This is a genomic window from Geobacillus proteiniphilus, assembly GCF_001908025.1.
Taxonomy (GTDB): domain Bacteria; phylum Bacillota; class Bacilli; order Bacillales; family Anoxybacillaceae; genus Geobacillus; species Geobacillus proteiniphilus.
Genome location: NZ_MQMG01000016.1, coordinates 1 through 20,743 on the forward strand (window position 1 = coordinate 1; position 20,743 = coordinate 20,743).

Genomic DNA, 20,743 nt, shown 5'->3' on the forward strand with positions numbered 1-20,743 from the left:
CCATCTGTGAAAGCAACAGAAGAACATAATGATTTTCTTAGAGTTTCACAAGCACAATTTCACTTATCTTTACTAAAACGACAGGAACAAAAAATTTATAATGAAAATGGTGAGTACGTAGGGACTCTTGGTATTGAGCCTGTGCTATCAGCAGGATCAAATGATAATATTATGTCAGCTTTAGCTTCATATAAAGTCGGCACAGGGAATAGTACTTGGAAGATTTATTGGTACTCTGGAACTGTCAATTATCATTTTTATGTGGATATTAATATTAGTAGTACTGGGTTAGCCACAATAACACGAGCTTATAATGGATGGTATTTTATAACTCCTCCTTACACCGTTAAAAAAGATTGGATCTCTATTCTTAGAAAAACAGAAACATATACTTTACCAGCCGAAGCTAGATATCATCTAACCCTTAATAGCATTTGGGGTGGAGAATGGACTATTTATTTATATGCTCGTGTGAAGGATCAAACATTGTATACCGGTACCAATTAACAAAAAGGAGAATGGGACATGCTGACCACCATTACGTCTATTTTAGGCTACCTTTTTATAGGTGTCGTTATTTTAGCTGTTTTTATGGTTTTTAAATTCGTGAGAAAACGGTAAAAAATTAGAAGACTGATAATAAAAGAAAAACGCCGTTCATAAATCGAAAAAGTTCCCAAAACACGGCGTTTCCAAAAACCTCCCCTGGGAACGAAACGTCCGAAGGCTCTAACAAGACGGCCGCCGCCCTTTATGAGGGATTTGACGCCATTGCGGGCGGCGACGTTCGCTCTAGCCAGGGGGCATCCGACTTACTGCTTCACCTTTTCAATCGTCTCGACCGGCAGCCCGGTCAGTTCGTGAATCGTGTCGACATCGTACCCTTTCGCCAGCATTCTCTTCACCACGTCGAGCTTCCCTTCCTCGATCCCTTGTTGGCGTCCTTGCTTCATCCCTTGCTTCATCCCTTGCTTTATCCCCAGTTCGATTCCTTTTTGGATTCCCTTTTCCATCCCCCGCTGTTCGTATGAGACAATGAGCTCCATCACACGCTTTGCTTCCTTCGTTTCCATTTGGCTCACCTCGTTTCGCAGTTTCGCTTCCTCCTCTTCGGATAGACGCAAATACGTCTCGAAAAAACCGAACAACAGCCGCTGTTTCGCTTCATCCAGCTCGAGGCGGACGAGCATGCGCAAAAATTCCTTTTTCACTTCGACTTTCTCATCTTCATTATACCCCATTTTGCTTAGCAAAGCAGCGGCGACAGGGTTGGCATGGCGGATGTACGCCCGCCACGGCAGTTTGCGCAGCTCCACCGTCAGAAAGCGGAAGTCGAGAACGGTCAAAAACGGAAACTGCATGACCAATGAGGAAGGTTCATCGTATTGTTCGTCATAGCTGAAGATGGCAATCGGGAGAATGCGGCGGCGGTATTTTTGAAACAAGCGGCTGAAGTAGAGGAACATTCGCTCGGGGAAGGTCCGCTGGGTGTAGCTTTGATGCTCGACATGAACAATGACGAGCCCGTCTTCCCCTTTTACCTTTGTTTCGACCAACAAGTCGACGCGGTGCTTCTCTCCGGCCGTCACATCGGTGAACAGTTCCTCGGAGAGGAAAGAGAGATGGTGAACGTCAATGTGCTCGTACACGTCGGGAAAGAAAAGAAGCAAAAACTCCTCAAAAAATGTCGACAGCAACTCTTTGAACAACCGGTCATGATCGATTCGCTTCCTAGCCACGTTTTCCCTCCCTGCAATGTCGGATTCACTGTACTGTATTCGCTCTTCGCAGCCGAATTCCTCCTTATCCCTCCCATGTTTTTGGGCATGCGCCATGTCGCATTTGTCCTTTTCCTATGTCGAGCGGTAAAACAAGCTGAACTCAGCGGCAGTTCAGCTGTGGCAGGAGACAGTTTCAGTTCCTCATGGGTACGATAAAAAACGCGGGAACCGCTCAACGTTGTTACAGGCTCTACTGGTTTCAGTTCCTCATGGGTACGATAAAAAACCCAAACCATGCGCATAAAATCAAGCTTTTCTCTTTGGACTGTTTTTAGAATATAATGTTTAAAAATTCTGTTAATTATGTCTAGCCGTGTTGGCTGTTAGGAGTTTGACGAGAAAAGACATTGTCGTCGATCCTCCGGGATTTTTGCACGATTGGGGGTCGACGACAGCCTACCCCGTTTTCATCCCCAAATTGGAAACAACAGCCGGGCCGCATATACTGTGCCTGTCACGGTAATGGCGCTTAACAAGGTCGACACCAACACCGCTTGGGCGGCGTAATCTGGGTGGCAGTCATACTCGAGTGCATACAGCGCAGTATTGCGCGAGCACGGATAGGAACTGGCAATGAGCAACGCCTGAGCCGTCACGCCATCAATTCCTAATAGAAAGATCAAAGACGCAGCCAACAGCGGTGACAAAATCAAGCGCCCGAACACACTCACATACACAAGCCGCGGCAAGGCAGTAAAACGGACGTAGGCGATTTGCGCTCCCAACGTAAAGAGAGCGATGGCTAAAAACGCATCGGCGACCCGCTGAAGCGGCGCCCATAAAAATGATGGGATGGGGATGTGAAACCATCGACAAACTACGCCAAGCAACAGCGCGTGAAGAACGGGATTTTTCCATATCTCCGCAGTCCATTTCCCTCTTTTTCCATTCCCGGATACAAACTGGTATACCCCATATGTATTCGTCAAGAAATTTTGAAAGATCGTCACCATAATTTGAATCGTCGCCCCGAGCGGATGTTGATGAAATACAAGCTGACTGACCGGGATGCCGAAATTACCTGAGTTGTTCAACACAATAGTGTTTTGAAATACGGCTGACAAACTCCGTTCCAATTTGAATAACTTGGCCATTATCATACTCAAAACGATAAGTCCGCTGTTTTGCAACAAGAGAAATCCTAAGATGGCCGCCAACACCTTTCCATTCAACTCACTGTCATACACGTTGATGAATGCGACTGCCGGCAACAGGACATACATGTTCAATTTGGATAACGTATTGAGATCAAGGTGAAAGAAGCGGTGAAGCCCTGCCCCCAAGCCGACAATCAACAACATAGGAACCATCACTTGCAATAAAATGCCGCTAAAAACAGCCAAGACGCTCTCCTCTCTTTCTTTATCCATATAATGGATGTTTCATTTTTGCAAATCCATATCTACATTTTCTTCTTGTAAACTCGTTCCGGCCGCCCAACAGATCCATAGGTAATATCAGCTGTCACTTGATCAATCGAGACAAGATACTCCAAATAACGACGAGCCGTCGTCCGGCTCGTGCCGATTTGCCGCCCGACTTCTTCAGCGGTGATGCCTTCCGGGCACTGTCTCACAACCGCCAACACTTTTTCTAAGGTCAACGGCTGAATGCCTTTAGGCAACATGGGCTGTTCCTTAACGGACACTTCTCTTCCAATTAATGCATCAACATCTTCTTGGCCAATCCACTCTTTCTCTTTCACCCACCGTTGCATTTTGTCATAATACTCCTTGTATCGATTTAACGTTTCCACAAAACGGTCAAACATAATCGGCTTGATGATGTAATCAAACACTCCGCCATGCAGCGCTTGTTTCAGTACATCTACTTCCCGGGCTGCGGTAATCATAATGATATCAATATCAGAAAAATGTTCACGAACCCATTTCAAAAACGAAAGGCCGTTCATATCGGGAAAATAGACGTCAAGCAACAACACGTCTGGCCGCAACACCTCCGTCAATTCCCTTGCCTCTTCAGCGTTCGTGGCGATGCCGACCACTTCATAACCGTTCACTTTCTCAACAAAGCGCCGATTGATTTCCGCAATGCGACGGTCGTCTTCAATAATCAGTACACGAATCGGCAACATCGGTTCCCTCCTTCTAGCCTTGGCGGCACTGCCGACCGACATGGGCCGGTCGCTTTGGGATCATGATGGTAAATACCGTGCCTGCTCCTTGCTCAGATCGATACATCATTTGCCCCTCGAGCATTGTCAACGCCCGGTTCACTAGATCAAGCCCATACCCCCGTCCTCGGGTAGCTTTCGTTGAAAAGCCGCGGTCGTAGATCCGTTCCGCTACAACTGGGTCAATGCCTAATCCGTTATCCTCGACCTCAATAATCAAATCATCGCCGAGGTCAGTCAAAAAAATGGCCACTCGTTTCTCTTCCTTTCCGTTATGAAGGACCGCTTCCATGGCATTATCTACTACATTTCCAATAATGGTTACCAGATGGTCCCGGTCCATCCATGGAGGCACATCACGGAAACTGCTTTCCCGATCAATTTCAAACACAATTTTCAGCTCGTTTGCGCGATTGAACTTGCCGATCAGCAGCCCGCCAATGATCGGATCGGGAATTTCCTTCATCACAAACCGGACGATGTTTTGTTGCAAGTCGGTTTCTTTTGCAATCAGTTCAAGCGCTTCCTCATACGATTCCAGTTGAATAAGACCGGAGATCAAATACAGCTTGTTGGAAAATTCGTGTGTTTGCGCGCGCAAAGCATCGGCATAGCTTCGCAACTGTGACAGCTCTTTTGTCAGGCGATACAGTTCTGATTTATTGCGAAACGTCGACACCGCTCCGATCACGCCGCCCGTTTTATCTTTAATCGGGATGCGATTGGCAATAACCGTTTCTTCACCTAGCACCATTTCATCGTCAAATTCCGCCTGCCCCGTCCGAATGACTTCAGGCAGCCTCGAGTGGGGAATAAGCTGTAAGATCGGCATTCCTAGTACATCGCGTTCGTTCTCATACCCAAGCAACTTCAACGCGGTTTGATTGACCATTGTAATCGTTCCCTCTTGATTGATGGCCACAATTCCTTCGCGAATCGCTTCTAAAATCGCCTGCTTTTCTTGGTAGAGCAAACCGATTTCTTCCGGTTCAAGACCATGAATCGATTTTTTCACCGTGCTGGCGATCGCCATTGCACCCACCGCTCCGAGAAAGAGGGCAAAAACGGAGAAGAGAAACATCTTCATACGATACGACCATACTGTACGCTGAATATCCTCTAGCAAAAAACCAACCGAAACAATGCCGATCACATGTCCGTTTTCATCAAAAATCGGCGCTTTTCCGCGAATCGCCGGGCCAAGCGAACCGACCGCCTCGGAAATAATCGCTTTGCCTTTCAGCACTTCGCCGTTGTCGCCCCCTACCATATGCTTTCCAATCCGATCTGGCAGTGGGTGAGCGTAGCGGATTCCCTCATGGTTGCCAATCACTACATATTCCGCCCCTGTCTTTCGGCGAATATGTTCGGCAAACGGCTGCAAGCGCACTGACGGATTCGGGTCGCGGAACGCCTCGCGCACGAGCGGAGTCGACGCGACCGTCTCGGCCACATTCAGCGCTCGCATGCCAATTTGTTGTTTGAGCGTCGTCGCAAACATATGCTGAAACAAAAACGTTAAAACCACGATCACCAGCAGCAACAATGAACAAATAATGACCATTAACCGTGTCTGAAGCTTCATAGGGCTCGCTCCCCAAACAGAAAATAAAGAAAGACAGTCCGCCTGTTAGGCGGAACGTCTTTCTTTCTATTATTACATATCTTCGTTGATGACGACCGATTTTCCTCTTAGTTTCATGACAAACGGCACGGCAATCCATAAAAAGGCAATGACCAACAAGACGAGCGAAATCGGCTTTTCAAAGAAAACGAGATAGTCCCCGTTTGATGCCGTCAACGCCCGGCGCATATTGTTTTCGATCATCGGCCCCAACACAAGCCCTAGTACAAGAGGTGCAAGCGGGTAATCGTGTTCCGCAAGCCAATAGCCGAGCAAGCCAAATGCCAACAGCAGGAACACATCAAACGTCGTCACTTGCACCGCATACACCCCGAACACGGAAATGGCAATAATGAGCGGCAACAAATACTTCGTCGGTGTTTGGATGATTTTCGCAAATATTTTCACAAGCGGCATGTTGAGAATTAACAACATCACATTTCCAATGAACATGCTCGCAATCAATCCCCAGGCGACGGCCGGATGCTCGTCAAACAAAAGCGGCCCGGGCTGGACGTTGTACATAATGAGCGCTCCCATCAAAATAGCCGTCGTTCCCGATCCCGGGATGCCCAGCGTTAAAAGCGGGATCATCGCGCCTCCAGACGCGCCGTTGTTCGCCGACTCGGGCGCCGCGACGCCGGCGATCGTCCCTTGACCAAATTTTTCTGGATGTTTGCTGATTTTCTTTTCAAGAATATAGGAGAAAAACGAGGCCAATGTAGCACCGGCTCCCGGCAACACGCCGATGAAAAACCCGAGCAGCGACCCGCGGGCGATCGGTCCGGCGCTTTCTTTCAAGTCCGCTTTCGTCGGCAACACGCGGCCAATTTTCGCGATTTCCCCACTGTTCATTTCGTTGTGGAGAATGGACTTGAAAACTTCCCCCAACGCAAACAATCCGACCGCTACGGTTAAAAACTCAAGCCCCCCATACAAGTACGAGATATTGTACGTGAAGCGTGCGACGCCAGAGACGTTGTCGAGCCCGATCGTGGAAAGCAACAAGCCGAACACCGTCATGATCCACGCTTTCGTCATCGATTTGCCGGCAAGGCCGCTCACCGCGGCGAGCCCCAGCAGCATAAGCGAAAAGTATTCCGCCGGGCCAAACTTGAGCGCCACATTGGAAAGTGGTTCTGCCAGCAGCACAAGCCCAATCAAAGCCACAATCCCCGCCACAAACGAACCGATCGCCGCAATCGCAAGCGCCGCTCCGGCCCGACCTTGCCGCGCCATTTGGTAGCCGTCCAGCGTCGTGACAACAGACGATGATTCCCCGGGCGTGTTTAACAAAATTGACGTCGTCGAACCGCCGTACATCGCCCCGTAATAGACACCGGCCAACAAAATGATCGAACTGGCGGCCGCCTGCTCGGGACTCAAGCCCGATGTCATCGACGCCGTCACCGGAATGAGCAACGCCACCCCGCTCATCGGCCCGATCCCAGGAAGCACCCCAACCGCTGTACCGATCAACACCCCGATAAACGCAAACAGCAAGTTATGCGGCTGAAGCGCCGTCTGAAATCCATCAAGCAAAAACGATAGGGTGCTCATGATGCCCCTCCTTTCATTGGAACCAAATTGGCCAGCTTGGCAACGTTCCTTGCAGCAGCTTCACATAAAGGCCATATACGCCAAGCGAAAAGCCAGCCGCAATGGCGATCGACTTCCATAGCGCCCCTTTTTCCATCGTTTGAAAGCCGATCACAAGAAACAGAAACGTCGTGATCACATATCCAACCGTTTCAAGCAACGCCGCATAGAAAACAGCGGCAATGAAAATGACAAGAAATTTTTTATATTGCCGCGGCGGCTTCTCATCTGCCGCATCTGAATAACTTCTTGTCTCAAACAACAGTTTGATGCTTAAGAAAACCAACACAAGTCCAAGCAAAAACGGAAACACGTTCGGCCCGACAGCACTGCCGTAAGCGCTTTTCGATAGGCGCAAGCTCTCGGCCATAAACAGCGCCCCGACGGCCAGAAATGCCGCCGCCGCGATACGGTCAGCCGTTTTGTTCATCGCTCTGCCTCCTGTTCTTTACGAAAAAGGGGAAGAATGTTCTTCCCCCCTCGTTTTATTTATGCATGCCAAGCGACTTCAGAAGGTCGCCGATTTGCTGCTCTTGCTCTTTCAAAAATTTCGTAAACTCTTCGGAATTGCGGTACTCTGCTTCCCAACCTTGCTTTTGCAGCTCTTCTTTCCATTTTTCATGCTCAGACAGCTTTTTCAATGTCTCTTCCCAAAACGCTTTTGCTTCCGGAGACATTTCCTTCGGCCCGAAAACGCCGCGCCAAATCGTAAACTCGGCATCAAGGCCAAGCTCTTTCAACGTCGGCACGTCTTTCAGCACTCCGCCGAGGCGTTCTGGAGCGGAAACCGCCAACACCCGCACTTTGCCGGCTTTCAAATACTCCCCAACCGAAGACGCATCCGTTGCAATCACATCGGCATTGCCGCCAAGCAGCGCCGCCATCGCTTCCCCACCGCCATCGTACGAAACATACTTGACTGATTTCGGATCGATGCCCGACTTATAGATTGGCAAAATCGCGACTAAATGATCCATCGAACCTGGCGCCGATCCCCCGGCTACCGTGACCGATTTCGGGTCCTGTTTAATGGCATCAAGCAGTTGGGTCAACGACTGAAATTTGGAATCTGCTTTCACGACAATCGCACCAAAGTCCTTCGTCAACTGGGCGAGCGGGGTCGTGTCTTTGTAGCCAAATGGGCTGTTTCCTTCTTTTTTCAGGTTGTTGATGATAATCGGCGGCGAGTTGACAAACAGTTTGTAATCATTTTTGACATCTTGGGTGGCGTACTCAGCCATAAAGACCGCACCGCCGCCGCCCGGTTTGTTTTCAACCGTCATCGTCTGTTTGACAAGCCCCGTCTCATCGAGCACCTTTGTGATCGCGCGGGCCGTTAAATCCCAGCCGCCGCCCGCTCCGGACGGAGCAACAATCGTAATCGGCTTCGTCGGATAGTTTGAGGCCGATGAGCCAGAGTTCGAACCGGACGATTTCGATCCTGATGCATCGTTGCCGCTGCAGGCTGCCAATGCCAGTGTCATCATCCCTGCGGCTAGCAACCCCCACCATCTTTTTTTCTTCATTCTCCCTTGCCCCCTTGTTTTTGATAACGTTTTCATCCATAACGTTACCATGCTGCTGTGTTAGTGTGAAGTTTTTGAAAATAAAATGAATTTTGTGCATTTTGTTCACAAGAATGTCCTGCTGCGCACAACCCTAAACCAGCTCATCGTTCTTTGCACCGTCGAACGAGCAATGTAAAATAGCTGAAGCGGAAAAAATGACAGGGAATCGTCAAAAAGAGATGAGGGAATGAGCCATGTAGACAAAAATCCCGCCAGCCAAGAAGGCAAGCGGGAGACCAATTGACGTTGTTGTTTTTAGTGTGATTTTCGCATCTTGTCGTACTCTTCCCTCACCGCCGCCACAAGCGGGTGCGCACTCTCAAGCCCCGCGTATTGCCGAAGCGCGCCTTCGATTCCGTGCTCGGCAATTGTTTGCTGGAGGGCGGCGGCTTCCACGTCGCGGTCGTCATCGAACCGTAGCAGGGCGGCGATTCCTTTGGCCAAGCCGTGCGGGACTTTGCCGAATAAGGCGCAATATTGCACTGCCGGAGCGACGAGGCGGTCATTCGGCCCGAGCTTGCGGATCGGCGAACGGGCGACGCGGAGGATGTCGTCGGACAGTGACGGATTCATGAAGCGCCCGATCGTCGTGTCGATATACGCGTGGTGCTCTTTTTCGCTCCAACCATGCTTTTTCACCAACACTGCTCCCGACTCATGGAGCGCTTGTTCAACGCTCGCACGGACGCCCCCGTCTTTCATGGCGTCTTGCACCGTTTCGTATTGTTTTAGGTAGCCTAAATAGGCGGCGAGCGCATGGCCGGTGTTGACGGTAAATAACTTTCGTTCAATATACGGCCCTAAGTCAGCGACAAAATGCGCTCCTTGAATCGGCGGAACAGTGCCGATGACGTTTCGCGCCTCAATCGCCCATTCGAAAAACGGTTCCACCGTGACGGCGAGTGGATCATCATTCGTCTGATTCGGCACGATGCGGTCGACCGCACAGTTGAGAAAGCCGACATGTTCGCTCGCCAACTGTTGTTCGGCTTCGGAAAGGTGGGCAAGGACGTGCTGTTTCAACGCCTCTGTGCCGGCGATCATGTTTTCACACGCGATGACGTGAAGCGGCTTTTGTTGGATGGCGAACCGCCGCTGGAGCCCTGCAGCAACAACGGGAGCGATCGCTGGCAAAATAGGTGGGCCGACGGCGGTTGTCACCAAATCAGCGTCTGCGATCGCCTCGATGACCTTCTCCCGCTCCGTTTGGCTGTTCAGGGCCGAAACGCCGCGCACCCATTGTTCTTCTCGCTGCTCGCCGGCGACAATGACGCGATACTCCCCCCGCTCTTTCAGCAAACGGACGATTTGTTCATTGACATCAACGAACACGACGTCATATCCCGACGCCGCCAGCAGACTGCCGATAAAGCCGCGGCCGATGTTGCCGGCGCCAAAGTGGACGGCCCGCATCAGCCGTTCACCTCATTGAGCAGCGCAAGAATTTCTTCTTCTGTTTTGGCGTTCGCCATCGCTTCTACATGATCCGCTTCCGCGCAAACAAGCGCGAGTTGAGAGAGGATGTCTAAATGTTCCCCATCTTTGCCAGCAATGCCGATCACGATCGTGGCCATGTTGCCGCCGCCAAAATCGACGCCGTCTGGAACTTGCACGATCGAAATGCCGGACTGTTTCACGAGCGCTTTTGCCGCTTCCGTTCCGTGCGGAATGGCGACGTTGTTGCCGATATACGTTGATGTCAGTTCTTCCCGTTCAAGCATCGCATCAACATATGCTGGGGCGACATATCCTTGCTTGACCAGCACCTCGCCGGCGAGGCGGATCGCCTCTTCTTTCGTCTTTGGTTGCGCATTGAGCACAATGTTTTCTTTGTTTAAAATCGAATGGGTCAACATCCGTTTCACTCCTTCATCGATATCCAATAATCATCGAAAAATTGTTCCAAATGATCGCTAATAAGCGAATACACTTCGTCTTCGCCGCCATAAGCCAACATGGCCGCGCTTTGCTCGTCCTTTACGAGCAACGTGCTCACATGGCTTAATACTGAAAGCACCTCTTCATCCGCATCAGCAGGACCGAGAAGCAACACGACCGTGTTGATCTCCATCGGCTCCCCGTCCATCCCCGCCACCGTTTGCGGCGAATCAAGTCGGTACATTGTCAGCGACGGACGAAGGACAGCGAAGCTTCGAGCGTGGTAAAGCGCCAGCGTCGTGCCAGGGACGCCAAGCCCGCCAAGCGACTCGCGGCGCCGCAGCTCCTCGATGACGACATCGGCATCGACAATGACGCCGCTTCGTTCGAAGCGGCGGCACGCGTCCGTCAATATTTCATGAACAGAGCGCCTCTTGACCACCTCGAGGGAAAAACCGTCCAAAATGTGGACGATCGTCTCGCTGATGCGCCGAACCGCCTTCATCGTGTCGAGCGCTGGCCTGTTTCGCCGTGCGGTTGACTCTTTCCTCATCCGCTTTTCAGCGGCCGATTTTCGCTCTAAACACTCGCGGATCGACCGCGCTTCCTCCTCGGTCAGCATCGGGCTGACGACGATATGCGGCCCATACTCCTCGGGAAGCGGCACGGTCGAGATGACGAGATCGTACGCGCTGACATCTTTTCCTTTCCATTCAAACGCGGAAGCTTGTTCCAGCGAAACAATGTCCGGAATCTCTTTTTTCAGCCTCATCGCTAAAATTTTCGCCGTCCCAAGCCCGCTCGAACAAATGACTAACACCCGCCAGCCTTTTTTCTCCCGCATGAGCGCGGCCGCAAAATGGAGCACCAAATAGCCAATCTCCTCATCCGGGATCGGAATGTCGCCAAACAGCTGCCGCGCCCCATCTGCGACAATGGCGAACAGCTCCGCATAGTCTTGTTTGATTTGATCAAGCAGCGGATTGGCGACCCCCATTCCGTGTTCGAGGCGATACAGAGCCGGCTTTAAATGGACGACAAGGTCTTCGTATAACGTACGGTCGGTGGATAAATCAACGCCGAGCTTATCACTGACAGAGCGGATGAGTTGCTGCGCTTTCATGCCAACGGTTAAGCTCGGTTCTTCCATCATCGTTCCTTGACGGTTGCGCCATTTCGCTCCCATCAAGTGCATCGTCATATAGCCGACTTCTTCGTTAGGGATGTCAACGTCAAAGACTTTTTCTAACGATTCAGCGAGCTCATGCGCGATCTCATATTCTTTCGTCGCTTGCAACGCCTGCAAATCCCGCGGATCGAAGTGGATCGCTTCTCCCCGCTTGATGCGCTCCATGGCGAGCGCCAAATGGACGACGAAGGCGATGTACGAGCTGTCGGCCATCGTAAACGGAAGCTTTTCTTTCACTTGCTCGATTTGCTGCTCAATGATGGCGAGCTTTTTTCTGTCCACAAGCCCGAGCAGCTTCTCCGCCACGGTGTCAAGCGGAGCGTCCGCCCGTTTTTGGATCGTCTCTTTCATCAATGCCAAAAATTCGTGTTCATCAACATGGCGGAACAACAAGTCGCTCATCAAGCGCCGTTTCGCTGATTCCGAACCGGCAAGCTCCACCCCGTATCCACGCTTGCGGATGAGCGAAAGCCCGTACGCTTCTACCGTTTGTTCCAATTTGTCCAAATCCAAGCTGACAGTGGCGACCGTGACGTTCAAGTCATAGGCCAATGTGACGAGTTTCACTGGCTCGTTGGCTTCCAACAGCGCAATTAAAATCATGAGCTGCCGCTCTTCGGGGGTGTATTCATGATGAGAAAGGCGAAACAGCTCTGCGGCCAGCGCCTGCTTGTTTTCCTCTTCCCCGACGAGGCGGATGCCGACTCCTGCTCTTTTCGCGAGCTTAAGCCCATAGCGGCGGAAGACCGATTCCAAACCTTGCAAATCACGATGAACCGTGCGGGCGCTGACATTCAGTTCCTCCGCCAATTCGCCGACTGTTATGTCCCTATCGTCCGCCAACAACCGTTCAAGCAACTTCCGCTCCCGTGCCGATACGTACATCGCCGTTCACCTCCCATCACGGAACAGCATTGTTGACATTTTTGAAATAAATCTTTGCCTCTTCCATCCTTATTGTAAGGGCTTTTTTCTTGATTTGACAATGAATAGATGTTTCGTTTTCGTCATTGTTATTGTTGACAGATTTTAATTTTGCATGTATTTTTCTCTTTCGTCGTTTTAACGAAGTTCACCGCGGTCGGGCACATCCATGCGGATGGGAGCGGAGGAAAGTGCCCCTAGCCGTCGAGGTAAACGCGAAATCACAAAGCAAAACGCAGGGGGAACGCCATTTCCCCTGCGTCTCATGCCGATTTACGCGTTCTTTTTCAATTGCTCGATCAATTCATCGTATTTCGGGCTGTTTAAGAAGTTTTCGACCGATACATGGTACGCATTTGGCAACTTCGCCTTCGCCCGGTCGGTCAAGTTTTGATGGGTGACGACGATGTCGGCGTCGGCCGGAAGCTGGTTGATCGCTGTATTCGTCACTTCGATATCGAGCCCGGCCTTTTGTACTTTGTTGCGCAAAATCGATGCTCCCATCGCGCTCGAGCCCATTCCCGCATCACACGCGAACACAATTTTCTTCACGCGGCCAGGAACCGCTTGGGCCACAGCTGCCGAAGCGGCTTCTTTCTGTTGCAACGCGGCAGCCACTTGGCTCTTTTTTCCTTTCAGCTGTTCCATTTTTTCCGTTGCTTTCGTCAACTCTTCTTCCTCTTCGGATTGTTTCGCCGCTTTTAAGAAAATCGAAGCGACGAGGAACGACACCGCTGCGGCGACGAACACGCCGACTAGCACGCCGAAGTAATTCCCTTTCGGCGTCATCGCCAGCAAGGCGAAAATGCTTCCCGGCGACGGCACCGCCACCAGCCCGGCGTTGAGGATGGTAAACGTGAACACGCCGCTCACGCCGCCCGCCATGGCTGCCAAAATCAAAATCGGTCGCATGAGAATGTACGGGAAGTAAATTTCATGAATCCCGCCAAGGAAGTGGATAATGACTGCCCCCGGCGCCGATTGTTTCGCCATCCCCTTGCCAAACAGCCAATACGCCAGCAAAATCCCCAACCCTGGACCAGGGTTCGTTTCCAGCAAGAACAAAATCGATTTCCCGGTTTTCGCCGCTTGTTCGACGCCAAGCGGGCTTAAAATTCCATGGTTGATCGCATTGTTCAAGAACAGCACTTTCCCCGGCTCGATGAACAAGTTCGCCAGCGGCAACAAGTGCCAATCAATGATTTTTTCCACTCCTGCCGCTAACGTTTTACTGATCACAGAAATGACCGGGCCGACTCCTTTAAAGGCGAGCAGCGTCAACACGCCGCCGACGATCCCGGCCGAAAAGTTGTTCACAAGCATCTCAAATCCTTGCTTGACTTTCCCTTGGAAGAGCCCGTCTACCTTTTTGATCACATAACCGCCAAGCGGCCCCATGATCATCGCGCCTAAAAACATCGGGATTTCCGAACCAACGATGACCCCCATCGTCGCCGTCGCCCCGACGACACCGCCGCGGACGTCGTACACCATTTTGCCGCCCGTATAGCCAATCAACAGCGGCAGCAAATACGTAATCATCGGACCGACGAGCTTCGCAAACGTCTCGTTCGGCAGCCAGCCGGTCGGGATAAACAGGGCGGTAATCAGCCCCCAGGCGATAAACGCCCCGATATTCGGCATAATCATGCCGCTCAAATAACCGCCAAACCGCTGAATCTTCACACGGAAGCCTGTTTCGTTTCCGGTTGTATGCGTCATAAAGCTGTTCCTCCTTTTCTGCTTGACTGTACCTTTATCTTAAAACGCTTACAACCGGCCCTTCAATGATAAGTAAACGCGATTTTGTCAAGGGGGTTATTGACAGGTTTTAAAAAGGAAAAGCCGAGCGCGGTGGGCGGGGTTACGGTATTTCTTCTGCTAATGACAACGCCTCTCGATAGAGACGTTGGGAGAGATAAAATCCATTTTCAAGCAAAATGTCTAATAGCGGCTTTACTTCCGCTATTTTCCTGTTTTTCTTTCCCAGAATCAAAACTCCAATTGTACCGATAGGCCGTAAAAGGAATTGTTTCGACAATGATCTGGCAGCATGCTCATCAATCACAACGACTTGAGCACCAAGTTCTTTCGCTCCAATAATAACTTCTAACTCCCCGGCATGGAATTTTCCATATAAACTTTCAACAAGGCTGCGATTTTTTACATGGTATAGCCTAAACACCCCCTCGCTGACCAATCGTTTGAGCTCCTCTTTTCCATAATGGCGTGGGGCATGGTTATGAACAATTTCTTGATAGACAGCTTCCGGAACATATACTTCATCAAATAGTTCAGACAAAAGAGTCAATTGACCAACGATCGACAGACCTATAATCGGTGTAGAATTGACCGTAACCCTACTCATTGTGATCCCTATTTTCTTTGCTCAATTTTTGCACCGTGTCCCAATCATCTTTGATGTGTTCCTCCGTATATTCCATCCAAGGAATCGCCTTCGAACGCAATACATCGATAAATTCCCCTAAGGATTTTCCTGCCAATTCAGCCGCTTTCGCCAGCGTCACCTGTTTTCCAACAAACAAACCAATCGCCAATGAAAGCTTTATTTTTGCCTCAACTGTGTTGCCTTCCAATTCATTAATGGCGGGCAAAAACTCTTTCGGCAAGTTCACCTGAAAGTAGTCCATGGCCATTGAACTCACACCCTTTTTTATTTTATTCTATCACACTTCGCGCCTTTTGGATGCTGTCACGGAACGAATAGCATTTCCAAATTTTTTACTACACGCTCAACACGACGGAAATGAAACCGACTCAATTGAACACTCCCCACCCGCGCTCACGTAGAGAAGTAGGGGATTCTCGGGAACACCCTAACCTACGGTAAGCTGTCAGCTAAGCCATCCCTGTGCATCCCACCGTTGAGCTTCCTCAAAAAGATCGCAATCGAAGCCCTTCCTTTGTTCTTTTGGTGCAAGGGGAAGATCGTTGGTGGAAGACGCCGGTTCATCCCCCACTTACGCTCATGCTTGGAAGTTGAGGCCTTCTCGGTTCGAGGTGATAAAAAAGGGGACTGACCCAAAAGGGTAATTTTCCTTAACAAAACACAACATATTGTCTATATACGGTAATAAGAAAGGGTGCCCCGCTACATTTGGGACACCCCATCATTCGCTTATTGATATCTCGCCGTCACCATTTTCTTTCTCGTGTAAAATTCGACGCCGTCGCGGCCGTTGGCATGGAGGTCGCCGTAAAACGAGTTTTTGTAGCCCGAGAACGGGAAAAACGCCATGGGCGCCGGGACGGCGACGTTGACGCCAAGCATGCCGGCGTCGATTTCTTCGCGGAACTGGCGGATCGCTTTGGCGCTGTCGGTGTAGATGCAGGCGCCGTTGGCGAACTCCGACCGGTTGGCGATCTCAATCGCTTCGTCCAGATCACGGGCGCGGACGACGGACAAGACCGGGGCGAAAATTTCATCCGTCCAAATCGTCATGCCTGGTTTGACATGGTCAAAAATCGTTGGGCCGATGAAATAGCCTTTTCCGCTTGTCGCCGAGTCGCGGCGTCCGTCGCGGACAAGGAGCGCCCCCTCTTTTTCGCCGATTTCGATGTATTTGATCGTCCGTTCTTTGTGCGACTCGCGGATGACCGGCCCTAAAAAGACGCCTTTGTCGAGCCCGTTGCCGATTTGAATGCGGTCGGCGGCTTCTTTGAGCCGTCTCACTAATTCATCGGCGATATCGCCGACAGCGACAACGACCGAGCACGCCATGCACCGCTCGCCTGCCGAACCGAACGCGGCGTTGATGATGTTCGTCACCGCCATATCGAGGTCGGCGTCCGGCATGACAATCGAATGGTTTTTCGCACCGGCGAGCGCCTGCACCCGCTTGCCGTGGGCGGCGGCTGTTTTGTACACGTACTCGGCGACCGGCTGCGAGCCGACGAACGAGACGGCTTTAATGTCTTTATGCTCTAAAATGCCGCCCACCACCTCGTGCGCCCCATGAACGATATTGAGCACTCCCGGTGGCAGGCCGGCTTCGGTGAACAGTTCAGCTAAGCGGTTGGCCAGCATGGGCGTCCGCTCCGATGGCTTCAATACAAACGTGTTGCCGCAGGCGATCGCGAGCGGGAACATCCAGCACGGCACCATCATCGGGAAGTTGAACGGCGTGATGCCGGCGACGACGCCGAGCGGGTAGCGGTACATGCCCGATTCGATATCGGTCGCGATATCCGGCAGCTGCTGGCCCATCATGAGCGTCGGAATCCCAGCCGCAAACTCGACGCACTCAATGCCGCGCTGCACTTCACCGTAGGCGTCCTCATAGACTTTTCCATTTTCTAGCGTCACAAGTCTAGCGAGTTCGTCCCAATGTTCGACCAACAGCTGCTGATAGCGAAACAAAATGCGGGCACGGCGCGGAACCGGGACTTTGCGCCATTCGCGGAACGCTTCTTTCGCGGCCGCCACCGCTGCATCAAGCTCCTCGCGCGAGGAAAGCGGCACTTTCGCCAATACTTCCCCCGTTGCCGGGTTCGGCACGACTTCTTCTTTTCCGGATGTTGAAGCGACCCATTGGCCGCCGATAAAATTTTTCAATGTCTTCGTTTCGGTCACGGAACTCATGGATGAAACCACCTTTCTAGTCGATCTTTCAAAAGATTGGTTCATGAACGCACACAAGAGTTATGGATGATCAGCGAGCGCTTCCTTTCGCGGAAACGGCCGGCGGGCTGAACGCTTCCAAAAAGCGGCGTTCTTTTCTGTCTGTTTGCTTCTGGTCGCTGTCATGCATTCTGCAATCGCCATCCCAGCCGCCGACTCATTTACGAACTTACGGTTTTGGTGTCGTACTGATAGTCGTAACAATAATGGTACAATGCCACAATTTCCTCATGCGTCGGCACTTTCGGGTTGTTGGCGGGGCTGCCGCTCGCAAGCGCGTCAGCCGCCATTTTGTCCACCACCTTGTCAAACGCTGTTTTGTCAATGCCCCACGTTTTCATATTCGGGATGTGCAAATCGCGGCAAAGCTGTTTCACTTCCTCAACGAGCGCCTCAGCCGCTTCCGTATCGGAAACGTCTTTGAGCGGCGGCTTGATGATTCGGGCGATCACCGCCAATCGTTCGATGGCGCTGTCTTTTGTAAACTCAAGCACCCCAGGCAACAACATCGCGTTCGATACGCCGTGCGGCACGTGGAAAAGCGCGCCGATCGGCCGCGACATGCCGTGCACGAGCGTCACCGAGGCGTTGGAAAAGGCCATGCCGGCTTTCATGGCCGCGATCGCCATCTTCTCCCGCGCTTCGATGTCTTGGCCGTTTTCATACGCCCGGCGCAAATGACCGACGATCGCTTCAATGGCAGAGAGCGCCAGCGCATCGGTCACCGGGTGGGCGCGTCGGGAAATATACGCCTCGATCGCATGGCACAGCGCATCAACCCCGGTCGCCGCTGTAACGGACGGCGGGCATGAAACCGTGAGCAACGGGTCGACAATCGCCACGGCTGGAAGCAGCGCCGGTTGGGAAATCATCATTTTGACGTCCATCTTCGTATCGATAATGACCGTTACTTTCGTCACTTCCGAACCCGTTCCGGCCGTTGTCGGAATGGCGATGAGCGGCAGCGGTTTTTCGGTAAACCTTTTTTGATTGCCGACATAGTCGCTGATCGTTCCTTCATTCGTCATCATCACGGACACCGCTTTGGCGGCGTCGATGCTGCTGCCGCCGCCAAGAGCGATAATGACATCGCACTGCTCGCTCCGGCAGACGTCAAGCGCTTCCTTCACATGGACATCCGTCGGCTCCGTGTCAACCCCTGTGTACTTGGCAAACGTCATCCCCACCTGTTGCAAGTATTGCTCGCAACGGGCGACAAGGCCGATTTTCTCCATCACCGGGTCGCTGACGATCAGCGCTTTCGTCCCGAGCGCTTTTGCTTGTGGGCCGACTTCGGCGAACGTATCGCGCCCATACACAACCCGGCTGGGCACCAACAATTCGTACATCGTTTCCCCTCCTTTTTTGACAACGGTTTCATTTCCTTATAAAGCAAATTCCGTGCCAACATACAAAAGGCACCATGATAAGGGGGCTGTTTCGAAACGAAAACGCGTTCACCGACAGTAAGCAGACATTTTCCCTACAATACCAGACACTTATCCAACAGAGCAACAAAAAACAACGGCTTTGCCGCCGTTGCCTACAATCCGTATTTTTTCAGCTTCTCATATAACGTCGAGCGGTGAATGCCGAGCCTCCTTGCCGCTTCCGCCTTGTTGCCGCCCGCCGCCACCAGCGCCGCAGCGATGCGCTCACGTTCCGATTGATAGACCATTTCTTTCCACCGATCAGCCATCTTCACACCACCGTTTGGCAAAGACGAGGCTGCCGGTTGAACGGTCGACAAGTAAGACGGCAAGTGTTCGCGTTCCACTTTTTCCCCTTCGACCATACTGATCAGCCATTCGACGACGTTGACCAGCTCGCGGACGTTCCCCGGCCATGAATAGTGGACAAGCACTTCCATGGCCTCTTTGGTAAACGACTTCAACGCGACGCCAAACTGCCGGCACATCCGCTCCATATGGTAAGCCAACAGCGCGGGAATATCCGTTTTCCGCTCGCGCAACGGCGGAAGATGAATGCGAATGATATTCAACCGATAAAACAAATCTTCGCGAAAGGTTCCATTCCGCACCATCTCCTCGAGCGGCTTGTTCGTCGCGGCAATAATGCGCACGTCCACCTCTGTCCCCGACAATCCGCCGACTTTTTCCACTTTCTTTTCTTCCAAGACGCGCAAAATTTTCGCCTGCATGGCAAGCGGCATATCGCCGATTTCATCCAAAAACAGCGTCCCTCCATGGGCGAGTTGAAACTTGCCGGGCTTGCCCCCTTTTTTCGCACCGGTGAACGCCCCATCTTCATAGCCGAACAGTTCCGCTTCCAACAACGACTCAGGGATGGCGGCGCAATTCACGCTGACAAACGGTCCGTCCGCATGCGGCCCCGCTTCATGGATCGCCCGCGCCACCACCTCTTTCCCCGTTCCGCTTTCACCGGTAATGAGCACCGTCGACGGCACGCGCGCCGCCCGACGAATCATCTGCTTCACAGCAGCGATCGCCGGGTGGCGGCCAATGATCCGCTCGATTCCTTTCGGGGCGGAGGCGGCCGTCTCCTGTGGTTTCGCTTCCGTCTCTTGCTTCTCCTTCCGGCTTGCCTCACGCGACAGCTCCTGCAGGCGCCGGAAAATTTCATATACTTCCGATACCCCTTGGAAAATAAGCATCCCGATCGCCCCGATCACCTTGCCGTCCCGCCAAATCGGAATACGGTGCACAACCATCGGCTGGCCGTAAATTTTTTGAATATATCCTCTTTCTGGAATGCCCGATTGAACACAAATGTGCAGACGGGTGTTTTCGATCACTTCCGTCACATGTTTTCCGATCGCTTCTTCCCGGCGAATGCCGAGAAACTGGCAATACGCCCGGTTGATTTCACGAACCACGCCGTCCTCATCGACGACAACCACCCCTTCGTACGCCGCATCCAACACCGTTTTCATCGTCTCAGCCAGACGGTGCGTTTCCTCCAACTCACGCCGCAGTCGCTCGAGCTCATTCGTTGCTTTGGAATCGCTTTCGGACATTGGCATTGCAGCGCAGACGCCTTCCTGTTTCGTTTCCCACTTGTCGGAAAATGCCGTCAATACTTCCCCTATCGGCATGGAACGATCGAGCCCATCCGCCGCCGCCCGCAGCATCATCCGCCACGTGCACCGCCCCACCGTCCGGCCGTGCTCATCGATCACGTTCACCGACTCAAGCCCACGAGCCGCCATCAGCTGCATGGCTTCTTGCAACGTTTGGCAGCGGCTGACCATCGGCGAGGTGTCGCCATTGCTCGTCATCGTCATCCCCCCTTTTCGCCATCTTTTCCTTTTCGTATCGTTCGTCGTTGGCATGGAAAAATCCTTCTGTTTGCTTTTGCTTGAAAATCATCCATGGGAGCATACGTATATTCCAAGTACAGTGCGTGTTGACGCCCGCAAAAAT

17 protein-coding genes are annotated in these 20,743 nt (G+C 51.9%); 1 reads left to right on the forward strand and 16 read right to left on the reverse strand.

Annotated features, from left to right (window positions below):
* Positions 1 to 6: 6 nt before the first annotated feature.
* Complete coding sequence (locus tag BRO54_RS07185; protein ID WP_074043579.1) at positions 7 to 507, forward strand: DUF5626 family protein; 501 nt, start codon at positions 7 to 9, stop codon at positions 505 to 507.
* A 305-nt stretch (positions 508 to 812) separates the two neighbouring features.
* Here the strand turns inward: BRO54_RS07185 and BRO54_RS07190 are convergent, their stop codons facing one another.
* The 16 genes from BRO54_RS07190 to BRO54_RS07270 all read right to left on the reverse strand — a co-directional run bounded on the left by BRO54_RS07190 (position 813) and on the right by BRO54_RS07270 (position 20,598).
* Positions 813 to 1,739: an Rpn family recombination-promoting nuclease/putative transposase gene (locus tag BRO54_RS07190; RefSeq protein WP_074043556.1), complete on the reverse strand. Its 927-nt coding sequence runs from the start codon at positions 1,737 to 1,739 to the stop codon at positions 813 to 815.
* A gap of 449 nt (positions 1,740 to 2,188) precedes the next feature.
* A complete protein-coding gene (locus BRO54_RS07195; protein ID WP_074043557.1) occupies positions 2,189 to 3,124 on the reverse strand; it encodes an AEC family transporter in 936 nt (311 codons plus the stop codon).
* 59 nt (positions 3,125 to 3,183) lie between these two features.
* A complete protein-coding gene (locus BRO54_RS07200; protein WP_074043558.1) occupies positions 3,184 to 3,876 on the reverse strand; it encodes a response regulator in 693 nt (230 codons plus the stop codon).
* 13 nt (positions 3,877 to 3,889) lie between these two features.
* Positions 3,890 to 5,500, reverse strand: a complete 1,611-nt coding sequence (locus BRO54_RS07205; protein ID WP_074043559.1) for an ATP-binding protein — start codon at positions 5,498 to 5,500, stop codon at positions 3,890 to 3,892.
* Between the two features lie 72 nt (positions 5,501 to 5,572).
* Complete coding sequence (locus BRO54_RS07210; RefSeq protein ID WP_074043560.1) at positions 5,573 to 7,099, reverse strand: tripartite tricarboxylate transporter permease; 1,527 nt, start codon at positions 7,097 to 7,099, stop codon at positions 5,573 to 5,575.
* Positions 7,100 to 7,112: 13 nt separating this feature from the next.
* Positions 7,113 to 7,568, reverse strand: coding sequence for a tripartite tricarboxylate transporter TctB family protein (locus BRO54_RS07215; RefSeq protein WP_074043561.1), 456 nt, complete (start codon positions 7,566 to 7,568; stop codon positions 7,113 to 7,115).
* A gap of 55 nt (positions 7,569 to 7,623) precedes the next feature.
* Positions 7,624 to 8,664, reverse strand: coding sequence for a Bug family tripartite tricarboxylate transporter substrate binding protein (locus BRO54_RS07220; protein WP_074043562.1), 1,041 nt, complete (start codon positions 8,662 to 8,664; stop codon positions 7,624 to 7,626).
* A gap of 297 nt (positions 8,665 to 8,961) precedes the next feature.
* A complete protein-coding gene (locus tag BRO54_RS07225) occupies positions 8,962 to 10,119 on the reverse strand; it encodes a mannitol-1-phosphate 5-dehydrogenase (RefSeq protein WP_074043563.1) in 1,158 nt (385 codons plus the stop codon).
* On the reverse strand, positions 10,119 to 10,562 hold the full coding sequence (locus BRO54_RS07230) for a PTS mannitol transporter subunit IIA (RefSeq protein WP_074043564.1): 444 nt from the start codon (positions 10,560 to 10,562) through the stop codon (positions 10,119 to 10,121). The genes BRO54_RS07225 and BRO54_RS07230 overlap by 1 nt, the downstream gene beginning before the upstream one ends.
* A gap of 5 nt (positions 10,563 to 10,567) precedes the next feature.
* Positions 10,568 to 12,658 (reverse strand): BglG family transcription antiterminator, encoded by a 2,091-nt coding sequence (locus BRO54_RS07235; RefSeq protein ID WP_074043565.1) that lies wholly within the window; start codon positions 12,656 to 12,658, stop codon positions 10,568 to 10,570.
* Positions 12,659 to 12,970: 312 nt separating this feature from the next.
* Complete coding sequence (locus BRO54_RS07245) at positions 12,971 to 14,419, reverse strand: PTS mannitol transporter subunit IIBC (RefSeq protein ID WP_074043566.1); 1,449 nt, start codon at positions 14,417 to 14,419, stop codon at positions 12,971 to 12,973.
* Between the two features lie 142 nt (positions 14,420 to 14,561).
* The gene (locus BRO54_RS07250; RefSeq protein ID WP_074043567.1) at positions 14,562 to 15,065 is read right to left on the reverse strand and encodes a PIN domain-containing protein; all 504 of its coding nucleotides are present in this window, start codon (positions 15,063 to 15,065) and stop codon (positions 14,562 to 14,564) included.
* Positions 15,058 to 15,354 (reverse strand): UPF0175 family protein, encoded by a 297-nt coding sequence (locus tag BRO54_RS07255; protein WP_011231436.1) that lies wholly within the window; start codon positions 15,352 to 15,354, stop codon positions 15,058 to 15,060. The genes BRO54_RS07250 and BRO54_RS07255 overlap by 8 nt, the downstream gene beginning before the upstream one ends.
* 482 nt (positions 15,355 to 15,836) lie before the next feature.
* On the reverse strand, positions 15,837 to 17,300 hold the full coding sequence (locus BRO54_RS07260; protein ID WP_074043568.1) for a CoA-acylating methylmalonate-semialdehyde dehydrogenase: 1,464 nt from the start codon (positions 17,298 to 17,300) through the stop codon (positions 15,837 to 15,839).
* A 200-nt stretch (positions 17,301 to 17,500) separates the two neighbouring features.
* Positions 17,501 to 18,688 (reverse strand): iron-containing alcohol dehydrogenase, encoded by a 1,188-nt coding sequence (locus BRO54_RS07265; RefSeq protein WP_074043569.1) that lies wholly within the window; start codon positions 18,686 to 18,688, stop codon positions 17,501 to 17,503.
* Between the two features lie 194 nt (positions 18,689 to 18,882).
* A complete protein-coding gene (locus BRO54_RS07270; protein ID WP_074043570.1) occupies positions 18,883 to 20,598 on the reverse strand; it encodes a sigma 54-interacting transcriptional regulator in 1,716 nt (571 codons plus the stop codon).
* Positions 20,599 to 20,743: the final 145 nt, after the last annotated feature.